The 19975-nt window shown below is 63.7% G+C and carries 17 protein-coding genes; 5 read left to right on the top strand and 12 right to left on the bottom strand.

Features of this window, described 5'->3' with window-relative positions; translation table 11 throughout:
* Window positions 1-7: 7 nt before the first annotated feature.
* Together bfr (KFF05_02770) and bfr (KFF05_02765) are read right to left on the bottom strand one after the other, a co-directional pair.
* Window positions 8-487, bottom strand: coding sequence for a bacterioferritin (gene bfr / locus KFF05_02770; protein ID UTW52318.1), 480 nt, complete (start codon window positions 485-487; stop codon window positions 8-10).
* Between the two features lie 13 nt (window positions 488-500).
* Window positions 501-965, bottom strand: a complete 465-nt coding sequence (gene bfr, locus KFF05_02765; GenBank protein ID UTW52317.1) for a bacterioferritin — start codon at window positions 963-965, stop codon at window positions 501-503.
* A gap of 88 nt (window positions 966-1053) precedes the next feature.
* Between bfr (KFF05_02765) and KFF05_02760 the strand changes: the two genes are divergently transcribed.
* Together KFF05_02760 and KFF05_02755 are read left to right on the top strand one after the other, a co-directional pair.
* Entirely contained in the window at window positions 1054-2286 is a 1233-nt protein-coding gene (locus KFF05_02760) for a tetratricopeptide repeat protein (protein ID UTW52316.1), read from the top strand.
* A 172-nt stretch (window positions 2287-2458) separates the two neighbouring features.
* Complete coding sequence (locus KFF05_02755; protein UTW52315.1) at window positions 2459-3532, top strand: aldo/keto reductase; 1074 nt, start codon at window positions 2459-2461, stop codon at window positions 3530-3532.
* Window positions 3533-3535: 3 nt separating this feature from the next.
* Here KFF05_02755 and KFF05_02750 read toward each other — a convergent pair whose 3' ends face one another.
* Entirely contained in the window at window positions 3536-4897 is a 1362-nt protein-coding gene (locus KFF05_02750; protein ID UTW52314.1) for an FAD-binding oxidoreductase, read from the bottom strand.
* Window positions 4898-5055: 158 nt separating this feature from the next.
* Between KFF05_02750 and KFF05_02745 the strand changes: the two genes are divergently transcribed.
* Window positions 5056-6690, top strand: a complete 1635-nt coding sequence (locus KFF05_02745; GenBank protein ID UTW52313.1) for a GMC family oxidoreductase N-terminal domain-containing protein — start codon at window positions 5056-5058, stop codon at window positions 6688-6690.
* A 13-nt stretch (window positions 6691-6703) separates the two neighbouring features.
* On the opposite strand, the gene KFF05_02740 is transcribed toward KFF05_02745, so the two are convergent.
* The 8 genes from KFF05_02740 to KFF05_02705 form a co-directional block, all read right to left on the bottom strand.
* On the bottom strand, window positions 6704-8515 hold the full coding sequence (locus KFF05_02740) for a monovalent cation:proton antiporter-2 (CPA2) family protein (protein UTW52312.1): 1812 nt from the start codon (window positions 8513-8515) through the stop codon (window positions 6704-6706).
* A gap of 63 nt (window positions 8516-8578) precedes the next feature.
* The gene (locus tag KFF05_02735) at window positions 8579-8995 is read right to left on the bottom strand and encodes a hypothetical protein (protein ID UTW52311.1); all 417 of its coding nucleotides are present in this window, start codon (window positions 8993-8995) and stop codon (window positions 8579-8581) included.
* 62 nt (window positions 8996-9057) lie between these two features.
* A complete protein-coding gene (locus KFF05_02730; GenBank protein ID UTW52310.1) occupies window positions 9058-9732 on the bottom strand; it encodes a nitroreductase family protein in 675 nt (224 codons plus the stop codon).
* 156 nt (window positions 9733-9888) lie between these two features.
* Complete coding sequence (locus KFF05_02725) at window positions 9889-10764, bottom strand: succinyl-CoA synthetase subunit alpha (protein UTW52309.1); 876 nt, start codon at window positions 10762-10764, stop codon at window positions 9889-9891.
* Window positions 10761-11903 (bottom strand): acetate--CoA ligase family protein, encoded by a 1143-nt coding sequence (locus KFF05_02720; protein UTW52308.1) that lies wholly within the window; start codon window positions 11901-11903, stop codon window positions 10761-10763. Before KFF05_02720 ends, KFF05_02725 begins: the two co-directional genes overlap by 4 nt.
* Window positions 11900-13330 (bottom strand): aldehyde dehydrogenase family protein, encoded by a 1431-nt coding sequence (locus KFF05_02715; protein ID UTW52307.1) that lies wholly within the window; start codon window positions 13328-13330, stop codon window positions 11900-11902. Before KFF05_02715 ends, KFF05_02720 begins: the two co-directional genes overlap by 4 nt.
* A gap of 54 nt (window positions 13331-13384) precedes the next feature.
* The gene (locus KFF05_02710; protein ID UTW52306.1) at window positions 13385-14278 is read right to left on the bottom strand and encodes a TauD/TfdA family dioxygenase; all 894 of its coding nucleotides are present in this window, start codon (window positions 14276-14278) and stop codon (window positions 13385-13387) included.
* Window positions 14275-15123, bottom strand: coding sequence for an IclR family transcriptional regulator (locus KFF05_02705; protein ID UTW52305.1), 849 nt, complete (start codon window positions 15121-15123; stop codon window positions 14275-14277). Before KFF05_02705 ends, KFF05_02710 begins: the two co-directional genes overlap by 4 nt.
* A gap of 275 nt (window positions 15124-15398) precedes the next feature.
* Between KFF05_02705 and KFF05_02700 the strand changes: the two genes are divergently transcribed.
* Window positions 15399-16532: a trypsin-like peptidase domain-containing protein gene (locus KFF05_02700; protein UTW52304.1), complete on the top strand. Its 1134-nt coding sequence runs from the start codon at window positions 15399-15401 to the stop codon at window positions 16530-16532.
* Window positions 16533-16551: 19 nt separating this feature from the next.
* On the opposite strand, the gene KFF05_02695 is transcribed toward KFF05_02700, so the two are convergent.
* Window positions 16552-17730, bottom strand: coding sequence for a S8 family serine peptidase (locus KFF05_02695; GenBank protein UTW52303.1), 1179 nt, complete (start codon window positions 17728-17730; stop codon window positions 16552-16554).
* A 340-nt stretch (window positions 17731-18070) separates the two neighbouring features.
* Here KFF05_02695 and KFF05_02690 point away from each other — a divergent pair, with 340 nt between their 5' ends.
* Window positions 18071-19957 (top strand): adenylate/guanylate cyclase domain-containing protein, encoded by a 1887-nt coding sequence (locus KFF05_02690; protein UTW52302.1) that lies wholly within the window; start codon window positions 18071-18073, stop codon window positions 19955-19957.
* Window positions 19958-19975 lie beyond the last annotated feature (18 nt).

Here is a 19975-nt window from a genome sequence, read left to right as displayed (position 1 = left end):
CCGTTCCTTAGCTTCCGGCGGAGGTCTTGGATTGGATGTAGTTGGGCAGACCCATTTTCTCGATCAGGCCAAGCTGCTTTTCGCACCAATACAGGTGGTCTTCCTCGGTATCTTCAAGCAGGCCGGTCAGCATCTGGCGGGTGACGTAGTCGCCTTCCTTTTCGCAAAGAGCGATAACCTTCACCAATTCCTTCTGCACGAAGATCTCATAAGCCAAATCGTTCTTGATCATGGACGGCACGTCTTTGCCGATCTTCAGCTTGGCCCGGGCGGCCACGTCGGGCGTGCCTTCCAGGAACAGGACGCGTTCGATGATCTTGGCCGCGTGGTCCAGCTCTTCTTCCTGTTCGTGCTTCATGCGCTCGTACAGTTCTTCCAGGCCCCAGTCCTGATACATGCGCGAATGGATGAAATACTGGTCGGCGGCGGACATCTCATGGGTCAGCAGGCCGTTGAGGGCAGTGATAACTGTTTTCTTGCCTTTCATAACGCGGCGCTCCTTACGCTTGGGACTGGATGTAATTGGGAAGGCCCATGTCCTTGATCAGGCTGATCTGGGTTTCCAGCCAGTCCAGGTATTCCTCTTCATTCTCGAGAATGCCGTCGAGGAGTTCGCGCGAAATGAAGTCGCCCTTCTTTTCGCACAGCGCGATGGCGTCGCGCAGGTCGGCGATCGACTGCTCCTCGAGCGCCAGGTCGCATTTCACGATTTCCTCGGTGTTCTCGCCGATGCGCAGTTTGCCCAGGTCCTGCAGGTTGGGCAGGCCGTCGAGGAACAGAATGCGGGCGATCAGCTTGTCCGCCTGCTTCATGTCCTTGATGGATTTTTTGTATTCGTGTTCGCCAATGTCATCCAAGCCCCAATCGTTGAAGATGCGGGAATGGAGAAAATATTGGTTGATGGCGGTCAGTTCGTTCTTGAGGATCAGATTGAGGCGCTTGAGCACCTCCGCATCGCCCTTCATGTGCTGTCTCCATTGATGCGAATTAAGGGTCAGGCCCGTGTTGTCCTCACATTTACACAGTTCCAAAATGATCGCAAGAACATTGATTTTGCTTGATAATTTTGAAAATCATTCGCAAACGCAATTCCCGAAAACGGACCTGGCGGCCCTGTTGTTCTGTGCCGTCCTGGCCCTAGCGCCATCTCTCGCCAACGCCCAAGGCGGGTCGTGCAGCGCCTGCGATGAAAATCCCGACCGCTGCATCGATGCCTGCACGCTGCTGATCGACGGCGGCCTGCGGGATTCCGGAACCCTGTCCAAGGCATTCAAGAACCGGGGCGACGCCCATGCCCGCAAGGGCGCACTTGATGCCGCCGCCGCCGATTATGGCCGTGCCATCGATCTTGCCCCCGAAGATGCGGCTGCCGTCAACAACCGAGGCATCATCCTGAATCGTCAGGGCCGCTTCGACGCGGCAATCAGCGATTTCAGCCGCGCCATCGCCCTTGAACCCGGGCGCGCGGCCTTCCGTATTAACCGCGCCCGCGCCCATCACGGCAAGAAGGACTATGCCGCCGCCGTGGCCGACCTGGACCAGGCCATCGCCCTCAATCCCGACGATCCCCGCGCCCTCAACAACCGGGCCGGCGCCCTGATGATGCTGGGCCGCCATGACGCGGCGGTCCGGGACCTGGACCGCGCCGTCGCCCTCGATCCCAGGTATGCCGTGGCCTACAACAACCGGGGCATCGCCCGGGCGGGCCTGGGCGACTTCGCCACCGCCATCCGGGATTACGACCGCGCCCTGGCGCTGCGCCCCGACTACGCCAAGGCGCGCGAAAACCGCAAGAAGGCGGAACGCCGGCAGCGCCAAGCCCCGGCCGAAACCCTGGACCTGCCGCCGCCGGAACCCGCCATGGAACAGGTGCCCGCCCTCCTGACCGGCGCCCCCGATCCGGTCGCGGCCCCGCAAGCCGATCCCGAACCGGCGCGGACGTCCCCACCCCCTACCGCCGCGACGGCGGCAACCGTGGCGCAAGTGCCCACAGCCCCTGCACCGACGCCTGCCCCCCGCATGCCGGTGGCGGCCGCACCACCCCCGCCATCGCCGCCATCTCCCGCATCTCCGCCGCCCGCCATGGCGCCACCAGGCCCATCCCTGCTGGACCGTTTCCTCGCCATGGAAAACACCCTGCGCGCCGCGGACCCTGCTACCATCGTGCGTTATCAAGTGCGGCTGCGTGAAACGGGCCACTATGCCGGGGCCGCCGACGGCAGACTCAGTCGTGCCTTGTTGCAGGCGGTCGCGGCCTGCATGGAAGCAGGCTGCACAGTCCCGTAAACAGCGCCGGTCACGGGCCCGCGCCGTCACAATTTTGTGTCTTGCGAACCCCCGCTTTTGCCCCGAAAGTCGGCGGGTATTCCCGGTGGGGTTAAGCAGTTTTTGCACTGTCGAATTCTGCACAACGCGGCATCCGATTGCCGCGATCAGCCACCTATGGGAGTAGCCAACGATGACCAATTCCGACATTTCCCTGAAGCCCGTGGCCTCGCGCCGCGACGTAATGAAAGCCGTGGGCCTGGGCCTGGCGGCGGCCGCCCTGCCTACCGGCCTGGCGATCGGCGGTACCCCGGCACGCGCCACCGTCCCCGCCGACGCGATCATGAAGACCATCGGCAAGACCGGGCAGCAAGTGCCTGCCATCGGCATGGGTACCTATCTTGTCTACGACACCATCCCGGGTGAGCCGCGCAATCATCTGCGCGAGGTTCTCAAACGGTTCTACGACGGCGGCGGACGGGTGGTCGATACCTCGCCGCTGTACGGCACGGGCGAACTGACCCTTGGCGATTCCGCCTCGGCCCTCGACATCAACGACAAGCTGTTCATCGCCAACAAAATCTGGTCGACCGGAGAGTTCCTGTTCGACGACAGCCACGCCCAGCGCAGCCTGGACGAATCCCGCCGTCGCCTGTGGCGCAAGCAGTTCGACGTGATGCAGGTCCACAGCCTGACCAACATCGCGGTGATCCTGCCGATCCTCAAGGTCTGGCAAAAGGAAGGCCACATCAAGCACGTCGGCATCACCCATCACGAACCGCCCTATTTCGACCTTCTCCATGACTGGATCCGCAAGGGTAAGCCCGACTTCGTTCAGGTCCACTATTCCATCTTCAACCGCCTGGCCGAACAGAAGATCCTGCCCGCCGCCGCCGATGTGGGCGCCGCCGTGCTGGTCAACATGCCGTTCGAAAAGGCCCGCCTGTTCAAGCTGGTCGAGGGCCATTCGGTGCCCGATTTCGCCAAGGAGTTCGCCACCAACTGGGCCGAGTTTTTCCTGAAATGGATCGTCTCCCATCCGGCGATCACGGCGGCCATTCCGGCCACGGCCAATCCGGACCATGCGTCGGAAAACATCGGTGCGCTGAAAGGCCCCCTGCCCGACCAGAAGATGCGCGACCGCATGGTCAAGCATATGGAAACCATCCCCGGCTTCGCCGATCTGGACAAGGCGCCGCGTTATCCGGGCAAGAAGTATCCGGGCGTGATCGCCAAGGCGCGGGCGGATATAAAGGCGCGGGGTTAGCCCTTACAGGTACGGCCCGGGCACGATGGGGCTGCCGTCGCGGAAGCGGTCCGCGCGGAACCGCGTCACATCATGGCCCGGGTCGCGCCCGACCACCATGTCGGCCATGACCCGGCCGATCGCCGGGCCGATGCCGAAGCCATGGCCCGACAGGCCCGTGCAGATGAACATGCCGGGCAGCGCCGGATCCTCACCCAGGGTCGGCACCACGTCGGGGGTGACGTCGATCATCCCGGCCCAGGCCTCGGCCAGTTTGACACCCGCCAGGGCGGGATAACGTTTGGCCATGCGGTCCTCCAGGCGGCGGACCTCCGCCGGGGTCGGCTCCGGGTTCAACACGCGGGTCTTCTCGAACGGGCTGACCTCATCGCCGGACCACCGGGTCGGCATGCCCCAGGCGCCGGGATAGCCCGCGGGTGCTCCCACATGCAGGCGGATATCCCGCCACGACGCTCCCATGGCCTTGATGAACTTGCTCGCGTACTTGAACGACTTACGCGACAGGTAATGATCCGCATGGGTGCCGGTGGCCAAAGTGTAGCCGCCGTCGGCTCGCCGCCGCAGGCAAAATCCCACGTCACGGATATTGGGCACGTCGGGCTGGTTGTCGAACAGCTTAGGCGCGGCCTCGGTCCGCGCCACGGTGCAGCGCACGGCCAGCTGCGGCACGTCGACCCCGACGTTGGATGCAAAATGGGTCGTCCAGGCACCCGCAGCCAGCACCACGGCACCGCAGGCCACCCGGCCCTTCTCCGTGACCACGCCGGAAACCCGCCCGCCGGTGACGTCCAGGGTCCGCACGGCGCAATCCTCGACCACCGCGACGCCCAACCGCTGCGCCGCCCGCGCCAGGGCGGGGACGGCGGCGAAGGGCTCGCCCCGGCCGTCGCTGGCCGTATACATGCCGCCCGTATATTTGCCGGGAAGCCCAGGGTAGAGATTTCGAAGGTCATCCGGCGACAGCAGCTTGGTATCCAGCTGATAAACCTTGGCCCGGTCCAGCCAGCCCTCGTAGCGCGCCATTTCGGCCTGGGTGGTCGCAAGGTAAAGACAGCCGCCCTGGGTGAAGGTCAGGTCCGCCTCCCCCGTTTCCGCCGCCAGGCCCTGCCAGATGCGGTTGGCTTCGATCATGATCGGCAGTTCGGCGAGGTCGCGGGCCTGCTGGCGGATCCAGCCCCAGTTGCGCGACGACTGCTCGCCCGCGACCCGGCCCTTTTCGCACAGCACGACCTTTTGTCCGCGCTGGGCCAGGAAATAGGCCGTCGCCGTGCCCGCCACCCCGGCGCCGATGACGACGACGTCCGCCGCGTCGGGCAGCGGATCGGCAAAACGGACGGGCGTGTTCTTATCGGAAATCGGCGGCACGGCGGAAGCCCCAAGTGGTCCCGCGATATTGGCACGGAAAATTCTGGACGCCTATATGCTGAATTGCCCCTTGCCGCGCCCCGCCGTGATGGGGTTTTCTAGGGGCTTCAAGCGGCGCAAAGCCCGCATCCGTTTCCCATCCAAGTTGAAGACCCCTTATGGACACATACGACTACATCATTATCGGCGCCGGATCGGCGGGCTGCGTGCTGGCCAACCGGCTTTCGGCGGACGGCAAGAATTCGATCTGCGTGCTGGAAGCCGGGCCGCCGGACTGGAACCCCCTGATCCATATCCCAGCGGGCTTCATGAAGCTGCTGGACCACAAGACCCTGAACTGGCGCTATCAGACGGAGCCGACGGAATGGACCGCAGGCCGCGCCATTCCCGTGCCGCGCGGCAAGACTTTGGGCGGATCGTCGTCCATCAACGGCAACGTCTACAACCGCGGCAACCGCGAGGATTACAATTCCTGGGCCCAGATGGGCAACCGGGGCTGGGGCTATGCGGATGTGCTGCCCTATTTCAAGCGCTCGGAAAAACGCATCGGCGAGGCCGACGAGCGATTCCGCAGCCGCGACGGCTCGCTGATCGTCACCGACACGGACCTGACCCATGAGCTCTGCGAAGCCTTCATGGACGGTGCGGAAGCCTGCGGCATTCCGCGCAACCCCGATTACAACGGCGCCAATCAGGAAGGCGTGGCCTATACCCAACGCACCATCCACAACCGCCGACGCATGAGCGCCGCCCGGGCCTTCCTCCACCCCGCCATGAAGGAGGGCCGCCTGAACGTCATCACCAGCGCCCATGCCACGGGCTTGGTGATGGACGGCACACGGGTCACCGGCGTGCGCTACCTGAAGGGCGGACGCGGCGGCCGGCCGCATGAGATTGCCGCGCGCAAAGAAGTCATCCTGTCCGGCGGGGTCATCAACTCGCCGCAACTTCTGCAACTGTCCGGGATCGGCGACCCGGCCCATCTGGGCGAACTCGGCATTAAGGTCCACCATGCCCTGCCCGCCGTGGGCCAGGGCCTGCGCGACCATTACGCGCCGCGCTTCACGGCCCGGGTCAAGAACGTGGGTAGCCTCAACCAGCGCGCCCAAGGCCTTGGCTTGGTGCCCGAGGTGGCGAAATGGCTGCTGGGCAAGCCCAGCGTGCTTGGCCTGCAGGCGACCATGGTCTATGCCTTCTGGCGCTCAGACCCGGCCATCGCCAATTCGGACCTGCAATTGACCTTCACCCCGGCAAGCTACGTATCCGGCCGCCAGACCGTGCTCGACAAATTTCCCGGCATGACCGTCGCCTCCTGGCAGCAGCGCCCGGAAAGCACCGGATATGTGAAGGCCGTCAGCACCGATCCCTTCGACAAGCCCGTCATCAACCCCCGCTATCTGGAACATGAGACCGATCGCCAGGTTTTGCTGGCAGGCATGAAACTGGTCCGCCGCATCCTGCGCTCGGCCCCCATGGCCAAGTATTTCGACGGCGAGGAATTCCCCGGCGACCATGTGCAGTCCGACGACGAATTGATGGAAGCGGCGAAGATCCGCGCCACCACCACCTTCCACCCCATGGGGACCTGCCGCATGGGCCCGGCCACGGACAAATCGACGGTGGTGGACGATCAGCTGCGCCTGCACGGGCTGGAGGGGCTGCGCGTGGTCGACGCCTCGATCATGCCCAACATGCCGTCCGCCAACCTGAACGCCGCGACCATCATGATCGCGGAAAAAGCGTCGGACATCATTCTGGGAAAGACGCCGCCGGAACCGGAATTCCCCGACTAAGCCCCAGGACTGATCAGGCTTTGTCCTTGCCGTCTTCGGGCGTCTCCGCCCCCAGGCCCGCTTCGGCTTGGCGGAACAGGTCGACCAATTCCTCATGGTACTTGCGCGCCTTGACCTGCAGCTTTTGCTGGTCCGTGTAATCGGCGTAATCCTCGAACAGGCGCTGTTCGTCGTGCTGACGGAATGCCTCGGTCATGCTCGTGATTTCGGCATTCGAGAAGCCGAGCCCGCCCAAAACCTCCCGCGTCAGGTCGAGGGCCGAGAGGAACGTTTCGCGGCGGATGTGCTTGATCCCTAAATCCATCAACCGGTGGGCGTGCTGTCGGTTGCGGGCACGGGCGAACACCGGCACATCGGGGAAATGGCGGCGCACGATTTCCGCCGTGCGGACGGAGGCCTCCACATCGTCGATCGCCAACACGAAGGCCCGCGCCTTGCGCGTCTGCGCCGCCTCCAGAATATGCAGGCGGCTGGCGTCGCCGAAATAGGCCCGGCTACCGAAACGGGCGACCAGATCGACCTGTTCCGGGGAATTATCGAGGGCGATGAAGGGAATTCCCCGGGCGCTCAGCACGCGGGCGGTGATCTGGCCGAACCGCCCGAACCCGGCGATCACCACATGGCCTATTTCCTCGGGCATGTCGTCATGGGCATCCGATGACTGCTCGGTGCGGCGGGCGATCAGGCCGTCGGCGACCAGCAGCAGCGGCGTCGACAGCATGGAGAGCGTCACGATGACCGACAGCAGTTCGGCCAGATCGCGTTCGATCACATTGGCGCCCAGCGCCGTGGAGAACAGCACGAAGGCGAATTCCCCGCCCTGCGACACGGCCATGGCGAGCCGCCGCGCGGCCGGGGTGTCGAGCCCGCGCATGCGGCCCAAAACAAAGATCACGCTCGCCTTCACGGCGACCAGACCCGCCACGCCGGCCAGGATCACCAACGTCTGGTCGGCCAACAGGTTGAGGTTGAGCGCCATGCCGATGGCCGTGAAGAACAGGCCGAGCAGCAGGCCCTCGAAAGGCGCGATGTCGGCTTCGATCTGATGGCGGTAGGGGGAATCGGCAAGCAAGGCCCCGGCCAGGAAGGCCCCCAGGGCCGCCGACAGGCCGACCGCTTCCATCAGCAGGGCCACGCCGACCACGGTCAGAAGCGCGCTTGCCGTCAGGGCTTCGCGCACGCCGGTCATGGCGACCAGCTTATACAGCCGCGACAGGAGATAACGCCCAACCACCACAACGGTCAGGATCGCACCGATGGCAAAGGTTGCATCAATCAGCGACAGGCTCGATCCGGGTGCGCCCGCCCCCCACAACGGGATCATGGCGATCAGCGGAATGGCGGCCAGATCCTGGAACAACAGGATGGAGAACGCGGCGCGGCCGTGGCGGGTGGTCAGTTCGCCCTTTTCCTCCAGCACCTGAAGGACGAAGGCGGTCGACGACAGGGACAGCGCCAGCGCGACGAACACGGCCTTGTCCCAGGAAATGCCGAACAGGGTGGCCAGAGGGGTCAGGCACAGGGCGCAAACGGCGACCTGCCCGGCACCCAGACCGAAGATGGATTGCCGCATGGTCCACAAACGCTTGGGCCGAAGTTCCAGGCCGATCAGGAACAGCAGCAGCGCCACGCCGTATTCGGCGATGTGGAGGATGCTTTCAACCTGATAGACGGAATAGACGAAACCCAGCCCGTAAGGCCCGATCAGCACCCCGGCGGCGAGATAGCCCAGCACCGACGAAATGTTCAGCTTCTTGGCGATGGGGGCGGCGATGGCGGCGGCGGCAAGGAAGACCGCGGCCTGGACGAGAAAATTTGCGGTCATGGCATGCCCCGGGATGATGATGGCCTGCGCGAAGGATCAAACATGGCCCACGGGGCGGGAAATTCAACCCGCGTTTTCGGAACCATCTCCGGCAAGCCGTTCCCTGATCCAAGTCCGCGCCTGCTTCAAGGTGGTAAACCGCCGGAGTTCGTGGCCGGGGGGGCGGGGGGCTGCGTCCATGAATGCCTGGAAAACGAGCTGGATTTTAGAGTGGGGCGATACAAGCGCCGTCATATACGGCATCAATGTGTCACCGTGGATGGCACGCGACCTCTTTGCATAGTCTGCGCCGATGGCATCGGTAAGGGCGAACTGGCTGTCCTGGTCGATGCCCGAAAAATCAAACAGGTGATAATGATGCGACTGTCTGCAGGGATGTGCAGCAAGCTGGGCCGCACAATCCGCGAACTCAAAAGGCACGGCAAAGCCCGTGACCTCAATCAGAAGACCATTTTCTTCCTCGTTGATATCGTAGGGCATATCTAAATGAACCCACGCATTGCCCGCGTTTCCAGGATTGGACTCGCGATTATTTACAGCGCCTAGCGGAAATCGAAACCGCGTTTCTTCAAGGCATCCCGCAGATGGTCGCGGGGGCGCTGGGCGTATTTCTTGTCGACATCGGCGGACCAGGAGTCGTCCGCCGTCGGCTTGCCCACGGATTCGTAATGGGCCTTCAATTCGGCATTGTAGGTATCGACCACGGCAAGCGCCTTGTCCGCGTCGTAACGTTCGTAATGGATGATGCCCTCGGCGGCCATGCGGGGTTTCTGCTTCGGTGCTTCCGCCGGATAGCCCAGGCACATGCCGAACACCACATAGGTGCGGAAAGGCAGGCCGAGAAGTTCGGCGACCGCTTCGGGATCGTTGCGCATGGCGCCGATCATCACGCCCTGAATGCCCAAACTGTCCGCCACCACGTAGGCAGCCATGCCGACCAGGGAGGCGTCGATGGAGGCCATCAGACCCATTTCCAGGTTGTTGTCATCCAGGTCACCGTCGTGGCGTTGAAACGCCGTCTCAATCCGCGTCAGGTCGGCGACGAAGGCGAGGAAGACCGGGCAGGTCTCGATATGCTTCTGACCGCCGGAGATCTTGGCCAGCTTTTCCTTGGTCTCCGGGTCGCGCACGACGACCACGGAATAGGCCTGCAGATTGCCCGAGGTCGGCGCCCGGCGCGCGGCCTCCAGGATCGCCGTGACCTGGGCGTCGGTCACTTCCTTCTCCGACTAGGAACGGATGGAGCGCCGGTCCCCCAGAACGCGGATGGTGTCGGAGGAAATCGGGTGGTCGGTCATCTGGCCGGGGCCGTCGGGCGGGGTCATCGGGGCGTCTTCCTTTATATTTTTCGGGTCGCGCCCCGATGTTTACCCTTAACCCATGCGTTCCTTCAAGACCGGGCCCACATCCATGGGTGTGTCCAGGATCGCCACGCCCGCCGCCGACAACGCGTCTGCCTTGGACTGGTACGTGCCCTTGTTGCCCATGACGATGGCGCCGGCATGGCCCATCTTCTTGCCCGCGGGGGCAGCCCCGCCCGCGATGAAGGCGGCCATGGGCTTGTTCATGGTCGCGGCATATTCGGCCGCGTGTTCTTCCATGGCGCCGCCGATTTCACCGACCATCACCACGGCGTCGGTTTTCTCGAACGCATCCAAGGCTTCCAGGGCGTCGCGGGTGGTGGTGCCGATGATCGGGTCACCGCCGATGCCGATGAAGGCGGAAATGCCGAACCCGGCCTGCACCACGTTCAGGCACATCAGGGTGCCGAGCGAGCCGGAGCGGGAAATGATGCCCACATTGCCGGGCCGAAAGATCTTTTCGTTGAAGGCCGGCATGAAACCGGTGAAGCATTCGCCCGGCGTCACGCCGCCGGCCGTGTTGGGGCCGATGATCTTGACGCCGCGTTCCTTGGCCGCCGCCATCATGTACATCACGTCCTGCACGGGGATGTGTTCGGTCAGGCAGACCACGGCCTTGGCCCCGGCCTCGATGGCGTCCAACGCCGCCGCCTTGGCGCCCATGGGCGGGATGAACAGGATGGAGACGTCGAAACCGCCGTCCAAACCTTTCATGGCGTCCACGGCGGAGCCGAACACGGGCACGCCGATATGTTCGGTCCCGGCCTTTTTCGGGTTCACGCCACCGACGATCTTGGTGCCGTATTCCATCATGCGTTCGGACCAGAAGGTCCCCTGCTTGCCGGTGATGCCCTGGACGATCACCCGATGTGTTCCGCGAATGATCATTTGGCATCTCCTGCGTTCTTCGCCGCCTCGACGGCCGCCTTGCAGGCGGCGCTCATATCCGGCAGGGGGTCGACCCCAATCCGTTCCTTCAACATGGCCACGGCCTCGACATCGCCCGTGCCGTGCACGGACCAGAAGGTCGGCAGGGTCGGTTTCAGTTCTTCCCAGGCCTTGAGAATGCCGTCGGTCATGACGTCCGTGCGCGCGAAGGCACCGCAGAAATTGATGACCAACGACTTCACCTTGGGATTGTCGAGCACCAGGGACAGGGCTTCCGTGCCCTTGGTATAGCTCTCGCCACCGATCTCCAGGAAGTTGGCGGGCGTGCCGCCGTGATGGCGGACCACGTCCATGGTGGTCATGGTCAGGCCGGCGCCGTTGGCGATGACGCCAACGTCACCTTCCAGTTCGATGTACTTGAGGTCCAGTTCCTTGCCCTTGGCTTCCAAGCCCGTCAGCTTGTCGGGCGTGCCGGACTTAGCCGTTTCCGCATGGCGCGGGATCGCGCTGTCGTCCATGGTGAACTTGCAATCCAACGCGATGAGCCCACCCGCTTCGGTGACGGCCAGCGGGTTGATTTCCATCAGCTCCGCATCGTTGGCCGCATAGGCGTCATAAAGCTTCATCAGCAGGTCGGCGACGGCATCCTGGACGCCGCCCAGGTCCGCGCCCGCCAGCATGGCCTTGACGTCGGCCAGGGCCGGGCCCTTGCGAATGTCGACGGCGAGGCCGCGCATGGCGTTCGGGTCCTGCTCCGCCGCTTCCTCGACATCCATGCCGCCCAGGGTCGAGAACAGAATCTTCGGACCCTTGGTTTCCGGATCGTTGATGACGGCGGCGTAGAATTCGCGGGTGAAGGCGGTCGCCTGTTCTATCAGGACCTTTTCCACCACGTGTTCGCCGATGGTCATGCCGAGGATCGCGCTGGCGGCGGCCTTGGCCGCCGCCGCGTCGTCGGCGATCTTGATGCCGCCGGCCTTGCCGCGCTTGCCCGTGGGCACCTGGGCCTTCACGGCCACTTTGCCAAGCGGCGCGGCGATGTCCGCCGCCTCATCCGCCGTTGTCGCGACCCCGCCCGAAGGCACGGGAATTCCAGCCGCTTTCAGGAGCGGCTTACCTGCATGTTCCTCGAAGTTCATTTGCCGTATTTCGTCCAGTAGGCGCCGAAAAGTTCGTCTTCCGACGGCTTGTCCTCGGGAATTTCCCGAACCAGGTGGGTGATGTTGATGAAGTGCTTGTAGTTCAGGTTTTCCGAAATGGAATTCCCGGCCCAGGTGCCGCAGCCCATGGTCAGCGTGAATTCCAGCCCGTTGGTGAAACTGCCGCCGTTGCCGAAGGTATGGGCTTGATTGACCAACACGCGCACGACCTTCAGGTCCGCGGCCAGTTCGTCGGCGTGTTCCTGGGTCTTGGTATGGATGCCGACGGAATGGCCCATGCCGACGAAGTCGAGAATCTTCTGCACCTGCGCCTTGGCCGCCTTGAAATCGGGCACACGGTAGACGGTGAGAACCAGGGACAGCTTTTCGTCGGAGAACGGGTGTTCTTTACCGACGTTTTCCGCCGGTTCCTCAACGATGAAGAAATCGGCCTTGGTGGCTTCTTCCGGCAGGCCCGCTTCCTTGGCGAAGATGTCCGGATCCTTGGCGATGACCCGGCGGTTAAGGTGCCCGTCCTGCCACAGGGTGTCTTTGACTTTGGCTTTTTCCTCGGCCGAACAGACATAGGCGCCGACGGATTTCAGCGCCGCGATCGCTTCGTCGTAGACGCTATCGAGAATAACGACGGAGTTTTCCGACGAGCAGGAGGTCGAGTTGTCGAAGATCTTGGACATGCGGATTTTTTCCGCCGCGTCCTTGAAGTCCGCCGTGTCGTCGATGATGACCGGCACGTTCCCGGCCCCCACGCCGATGCAGGGCGTGCCCGAGGAATAGCCCCGGCGCACGTTGTTCTGCGATCCGGTGATGACGACCAGATCGACGGCCTCCATCAGGCGCTGGGTCAGTTCCTTGTTCACCGGGGCGGGAAGAACCTGCACCAGGTCTTCCGGGGCCCCGACCTTTTTCAATTCAGCCCGCATGTAATCGACGGTCATGGTCGTGGTCTTCATGCCCGCCGGCGACGGCGCGACGATCACCGCGTTCTTGCCCTTGATCGCGAACATGGCCTTGTTGACCGGGGTCGCCGCCGGGTTGGTCGAGGGGCTGACGGCGCCCACGACGCCGACCGGCTTGGCGTATTTGATCAGGCCCTTGGCCTTGTTTTCCTCGATCACGCCGACGGTCTTCACCCGCATCAGGTCACGCAGGCAGCCGAATGTCTTGCGCTGGTTCTTGATGATCTTGGATTTGACGTTGCCGAGGCCCGTGTCTTCGACGGCGATCCTCGCCAGTTCCTCAGCCCGGCCGGGCTCGTAGATCGACCAGGCAAGGGCGGTCACGGCCTCGTCCACCTGGGCCTGGTCGGCATCCGCAAAGGCCTCCATGGCGGCGCGGGCGCGGGTCATCAGCCCGGCGATAACCTGTTCAGGGCCGGTATCGGCCACTTTTTCTGCGGTGGCAGTCATTCATGTTCTCCTAGGGTCTTGGCAGTCCGGCCAACGGGCCGGCGAAGCGCGGAATCAAACAGGCTTGGTGCCCTTGATCTGGGTCCGGTGCATGACGCGGCGGGCTGAGGCATCAAAGGGATCGCGGCGGTGCATGGCGCAGCGGTTGTCCCACATCACCACGTCACCGACCTGCCATTTATGATGCCAGTAATACTTTTCCTGGGCCGTATGGGCCCACAGCGCATCCAACAGTTCTTCGGATTCTTCCAGCGGCAGACCGACGACATAGGCGTTGCGGCGGCGGCCCAGATAAAGCGCCTTGCGCCCGGTCACCGGATGGGTGCGGATGATGGGGTGCACCGCGCCGGGACAGGTCGTCACGTCCGTGACCTCTTTCGCCCCTTCGCGCAGGTAGCCCGCCGAATTGGTCGAACTGTCATGCTTGATCTGGCGGTCCTTGATGCGCGCGCGCAGGTCCGCCGGCAGATCGTCGAGCGCCTTGTACATGTTGAGAAAACCCGTGTTGCCGCCGGTTTCCGGCACTTCCATGCCCCCTAGCAGGCTCGCCGTCGGCGGTTCCGCGATATAGTTCATGTCCGTGTGCCACACGGATTCCCCGGCACCGAGGGACCCCAGGGCGACCCCATTTTCAACGACGTTGGAGATCACCAGGATTTCCGGGTAACCCGCGACGAAACGCTTGCCGTTTTCGTTGGGCGGCGCCTGGTCCAGCGTCCCGACACGGCGGGAAAAGGAAACCAGGGCGTCGTCGGTCATGTTCACCTGATTGCGGAACAGCAGCACGCAATGGTCCATCCAGGCGGCATGAACCTTGTCAAACAGGGCATCATCCATGGCCGACAAATCGACGTCCAAGACCTCGGCGCCGATGGCGTCCGACACGGGGCGCAGCCGAATGCCGTCGTCCTGACCACCACGGGAGATTGATTGTTCAAGCGATGTCATCTTTGCATCCTTCCTGTGTTGTTCTGCCGCGTGCCGTCAAGGGCCTCGGCTGTAAGGGACTGAAGACCTTCCAGGTCTTCGGCAAAAAAAGATTCCAGTTCCGCCGCCGCTTCGTTCAGAAGCGCCAGATGCTCAAGGGCGCGCGCCATGGGCAGACGGGCCTCGGGCGCATGCACGGCCAATCCGGCGATGACCCGGCCCTTGGGATTGCGGATTGGTACGGCCACACCGATCAGGCCAGGGGTGTTTTCCTGATCGTTGGCGGCATAGCCCCGGCGCCGGATGGCGGCCAGTTCGTCTTCCAGCCGGTCAGGATCCGTAATCGTGCGGTCGGTCAATTGGGTCATCGGTAGCACACGTAGAAGCCGGCGCCGTTCGCGGGCCGGCAGATGAGCCAACAGAAGTTTGCCGATGCCGGTGGCGTGAAGCGGCACACGCGATCCGACGCCGTACTGGATGCGCAGCGGCCAATCGCATTCCACACGCTCCACGTAAACCACTTCGTCGCGGGCCAAGACGCCAAGGTTGCAGGTTTCACCCAGGCCCGTGACCAGGTTCTGCAGCACCCGGCGCACGGGTGCGGCGCGGGTGCTGGCGGTCAACGCCTGCAACCCCAGTTCGATCATGCGCGGTCCGACGGAATAGCTGTCGCCGCCGGGATCGCGGCGCAACAGGGCATTTTCCTCAAGCTGCTTGACCATGCGGTGAACGGTTTGGCGCGGCAGATCCGTGCGCGCGGCGATATCACCCAGGGACAGGGCCGACGGTTCGTCCAACAGAACCTCAAGCACCGCAAGGGCCTTGCCGAGGGCGCTGCCGGTTCCGTTCTGCGCCGAATCAGGCATGGGACACACCCTTCCCATCCAAATGCCGGAAGAGGGGGCTTCGGGTCACTGCTGATCGGGGCGTCGTCATCTGTTTCTGCTCCCACTTGCACTTGCGCGCGGCGTCTTCGCACCGTCGCCCTGATCATACGCAATGCAGGCATCATTTCAACATAAATCAATAGAATATCGTCTCAATTTTTAATATTTTGCATTACAATAAAAGCCGAAGGCCCCGTATGATTGACAGGTCCGCCGGAATCCGGCATCGCATTCGCATGTCCCAGGGCTTCCAAATGATCCGCTTCGTATTGATTTTCCTGACCGTTCTGGCGTTCGCCTGGCCCCCTGCCCAGGCCCAGCGCCCGGCGCCGGGGTGCAAGGCACCAACGGCTGTATGCCAGGCATCGGCGCGGGTATTCGCCATTTCGTCCTACGACCCGGTCGGCAGCGCCGTGCTGATCGAACCGGGGCTTCTCGTCACCAACCGGCATGTCGTTGCCGACAACCCCCGGGCCCAGGTCTTCATGTCCGACGGCAGTCAGCGCATCGCCGACGTGGTGCCGACAACCTATCCCGGTGATCTGATCCTGCTTCGTCTGGAGGGCTTGGTGGTGCAGCAACCTCTGACCATCGGCGCCGCCGAGATTGATCAGCAGGTCTACGCGGTCGGCGCCGACGTGGGCCGGGGAACCATTCGCGCCTATCTGCCTGGCCGTGTGGTCGCCGTGCCGCCAGCCGACAAGCCGTTGGCCCGCGTCCACCATTCGGCACGCAGCCAGCCGGGCAATTCCGGCGGCGCCCTGTTCGCCCGTGACGGTTCATTGGTGGCGATCATCACGTCGGGCGGCGAGGGCCGCAACGAGGCCATCCCGATCGCTGAGATCGCCAAACTGAAGACCCAGTCCAGCCCTGATCAGGCACTGCCCAGTGCCCGCATCGGTCTCGCCTACCGCAAATGTTCCGAGGCCCTTGACGCCGTGCGCGGCGGCGACCAGCACATGGCGCCCAGCAACGTGGATTTTCTCTATACGCAATGTCTCGCCACGGGAAACCGCCAGCTATACGACGACGCGGGCCGCACGCTCGGCCGCCAGCAATTCCTCGACCAAGCCCTCGACCTGTTCAGCAAGTCCCTGGAGCAGGACCCCAACGGCCTGAACACGCGGCTGTCCATGGCCATTTCCCTGCATGTGGCGCAACGTTATGAGGATGAAATTCCCCACCTGAGAGCGTTGATAAAGGCCCTCCCGACGGACCCCCAGGTGTTGCGCCTGGCGATCCAGGCGGGGAAATGGGGTGGGGACGACGTCCTGGCGCAAAAGGCCTATGCGCTTCTGCTGGAACATCATCCGCAACTGAAACCCGTGGCGGAACGTTTCATGCAGCAACCGCCACCGCCCCGGCGCGGAAGTGGGCCGACGAAGTAAACCCCGTGCGGGGTTTACGTCAGCCTTCGTAATCGTCCGTCGGGTCGGGGATCCAGCCATGGCGCAGCAAGGGGGCATCGCCGCCGAACGGCTTGCGCGCGCGCTTGAGGATCGCCGCCTTCAACTCGGGCCCCCGCCAGTCGGGATGCTTGGCCAGTAGCCGCGCCGCCAGGGCGGTGACCCGGGGCACGGCGAAGGACGATCCGGACGCCTTGCCCGCCGCCCCCCGGTGGTCCGTCACCGCAACCTGTTCGCCCGGCACCATGACATCGACGTGCATGCCCCCCCAATTGGACCCCCGGGCCAGGCGGCCATCGGCATCGGCGGAGGTCACGGTCAGGATATTATCGAGGCCGAGGGCGGCAGGGAAAACCGGCACCTTGTCCAGATCGCGGCCGTCGTTGCCGGCGGACACGATGAACAGCATATGGAGCCGCGCCTTCGCCGCCTCGGCGAACGCCCGCCAGTCCGCTTCGGCGTTGGAACCCATGGCCATATTGACGATCACCGCCCCCGCCGCATCGGCACGGGCGACCAGGTCCCCGAACCGGGTCATATCCGGGCGCGGGTAGCGGTAGGGCAGGATCACCGCCTCGGGCGCTTCACGCAGAATGATCGAGGTCACCGCCGTACCGTGGTGCAGGGGAAAGAACGGCGAACGCGCGGTATCCAGATCGAACGGACGCGCGTCCATGTCCCAAAAATCGTATCCCAGAAAGTTCCCGGCATCATCCCGCGCCAAGCGCCCCCGAAACAGCGGCAGGGTGTAATTGACGCCCGTGTCGATGACGGCGACGCGCACGGCCTCTTGCGCTGTCGGCCGACCGGACGGGACGGGCGGGTTCAGGGCTTCGCGGAACACCACCTCGGCCAAACCGGCGGACAGGACTTCAAGTGTTTCCGCGTGGCCATCGGAATCGTAGATCAGGCGGCGGCCCTCGGTCACCCGACAATCGCCCGAGGCGTTGACGGCGATGACGGGACGGGTGCCGCCCGGTGCCGGGGCGTGCCATTCCAGGCTGATGCGGCGCAGGCGGCCGCCGGGCGACAGTCGGTTGACCACCCATTCCCCGCCCTCCGGCATGAGGATGCGATGCACAGCCCTGAAGGGTTTACCCACGGGCCCATCCAGGCGCGCCTCAAGCAGGCGACCACCCGTCAACACGCGGCGCAGGCCGGCCGTATCGGTGAGTTTCAAGGGGCAAACGGCGGCAAGTACCCCCACGGCATCCGGCGCCGGTGCGGCAACCGCGGGGTGACATAACTGGCCCAGGCCCCAAAGCCCCACGGCGATGGGTACAATTAAGGATAAATCCGCCGCATGCCTGTTCATCGCCCCCCCTTGCACGGACACCCTCATACCGGGCATTGGACCAACAGCGAACAAATCATTGGTTCACCGTTGATAATCTGTACAAATCCAAGGTGTTGAATGCCATACTTGGCGTCAACTTGCCTAGAATACAGTTTCGGCGCGCGAATGTCGCTGCGGCGCCGTGGGGGTTTTGTGGTGTTTGTACGGAACAGGAGCTGCATCGTTGGCTGCCGCTAGGGTCGTATACACGACGACGTTCGTGCTTTATTGCCGCGCGCCCGAGGGTGATTGGGTGCACCAGGGCGAGTGGGCCGAAACGGATGAGTTCGAGGCCCTGACCGCCGCGCACGACGCTGACGACCAAGCGAAATGGCAAGCCGTGCGCCTGATGAACCGGCGCACCTACCCCGACGGCCGCCCGCCGCAAGAAACGATTGCCTGGATGACCGGAATTCCCCGGGCCGGAAAAAGCAAGCCACGCGGAAGCGGTGGCGGAAGCAACGGCGGTAGTGATGGTGGCGGCAGTGAGAATGGCCGCGAAAGCGGCGGCCGAGCTAGCGGCGGCCGGGCTAGCGGCGCCGACAGCAACGAGGCCTCCGGGAAGAAACGCCGGAAAAAGCGCAAGGGCGGCGCCGAAAGTGCGGGCGAAGCCTATAAAAAAATCGCCAAACAGCATCTTGAAGCGACGGGCGCCATCGGTGGGAGCCATTCGGTCAAGAAAGCCGCCGAAGAAGCCGCCCTACGCGAGGCAGAAGCCGGAAAACCCCCGAAAACGCCCCTGATTGCCGTCGGCACGCGCCTGGTCACGGTCTTCATCATCACGGCGGTCATCACGTTCGCCGGGAAAATTCCGCTCGATATCCTGCACAGGAAGCTGGTGGCCTCCGGCTTCGACATTCCGGGCTTCATGATCGCGGGATATGTCCTTGGCTTTGCCATCGCCGCCCTGATCCTGGGCAAAATTCTCCTTAAGGAAGGCGATATCGAAACCCTGACCCAGTATTTCCAGGACGCGCGAAACAGCGGACAGGACGATGACGAGTTCGATGCCTACGATTCCGGTCTCGGCAGCTGGCGCGAGGACGCCCTTGACGAAGATCCCATGGGGGCCCTGGAAGACGAGGCTGCCGCCGCCGATAGCAGTGCCGCGACGATGTCATCCGGTCTGGATTATCCCCCGGAAAACGTGCCGACGGAGCCGCGTAAGGCCATGCTCAAATTCCTGGAGCTTGCCTTGGGGGCGATCCGCAGCCAATTGGCCAAGCTCGACAAGCTGGGCAAGTTCGGGCTGAACCTGTACCTCGCCGGAGCTGGTGACCAGCTTGCCAAGCACAGCGGCCTTGAAGGCGCACAACGCAACGGCATGATTACCGAGGCCATTGTCGCCATCGGCACCAAGAAGGCCATGGCCGGACCGTTCTGCGACAAGTTCGCCGAGTACGAGAAGGATTCGAAAAGCCGCGCCATGATCGACGCCGGCCGTTCGGCCATGCAGCGCTTCATCGATGGCGACGTCAAGGCCTTCGGCGAACTGCCGTCGGTTCTTGAAAGCTTTATCTCCAACAAAGCGGCGAAGGCCACGGCCCAGGGCGTCGTCGTGGTCATGTTCACGGATTTGGTGGGATCGACCAAAATGACCCAGGAACTGGGCGACCTGGGCGCCCAGCAGGTCGTGCGCACCCATAACGCCATCGTGCGCAACGCCCTTGCCGCCTATCATGGGCGCGAGGTCAAACACACCGGCGACGGCATCATGGCCGTGTTCTCAAACGCCGCCAACGCCGTCGCCTCGACCATGGTGATTCAGCAGGAACTGGCCAAACACAACGGTACGCAAGGCAATGTGCCGGTCAAGGTGCGCATCGGGCTCAACGCCGGTGCCGCGGTTCAGGAAGAAGACGATTTCTTCGGCACCACGGTGCAGCTGTCCGCCCGCGTGTGCGACAAGGCAGACGCCGAACAGATCTTCATCACCCAATCGGTTCGCGACCTGGTGACCGGCCATGCGATTCAGTTCCGCGATGCCGGCAACTTCGATATGAAGGGCATCGAGAAGCCCGTGCCGGTATATGAAGTCGTCTGGCGCGCCGAACTTCAGGCCGTGGGCTGACCCACTTCCCCTAAAGCG

Source organism: bacterium SCSIO 12827 (genome assembly GCA_024397995.1).
GTDB lineage: Bacteria > Pseudomonadota > Alphaproteobacteria > Rhodospirillales > Casp-alpha2 > UBA1479.
This window is presented reverse-complemented; position numbering and strand designations above follow the sequence as displayed.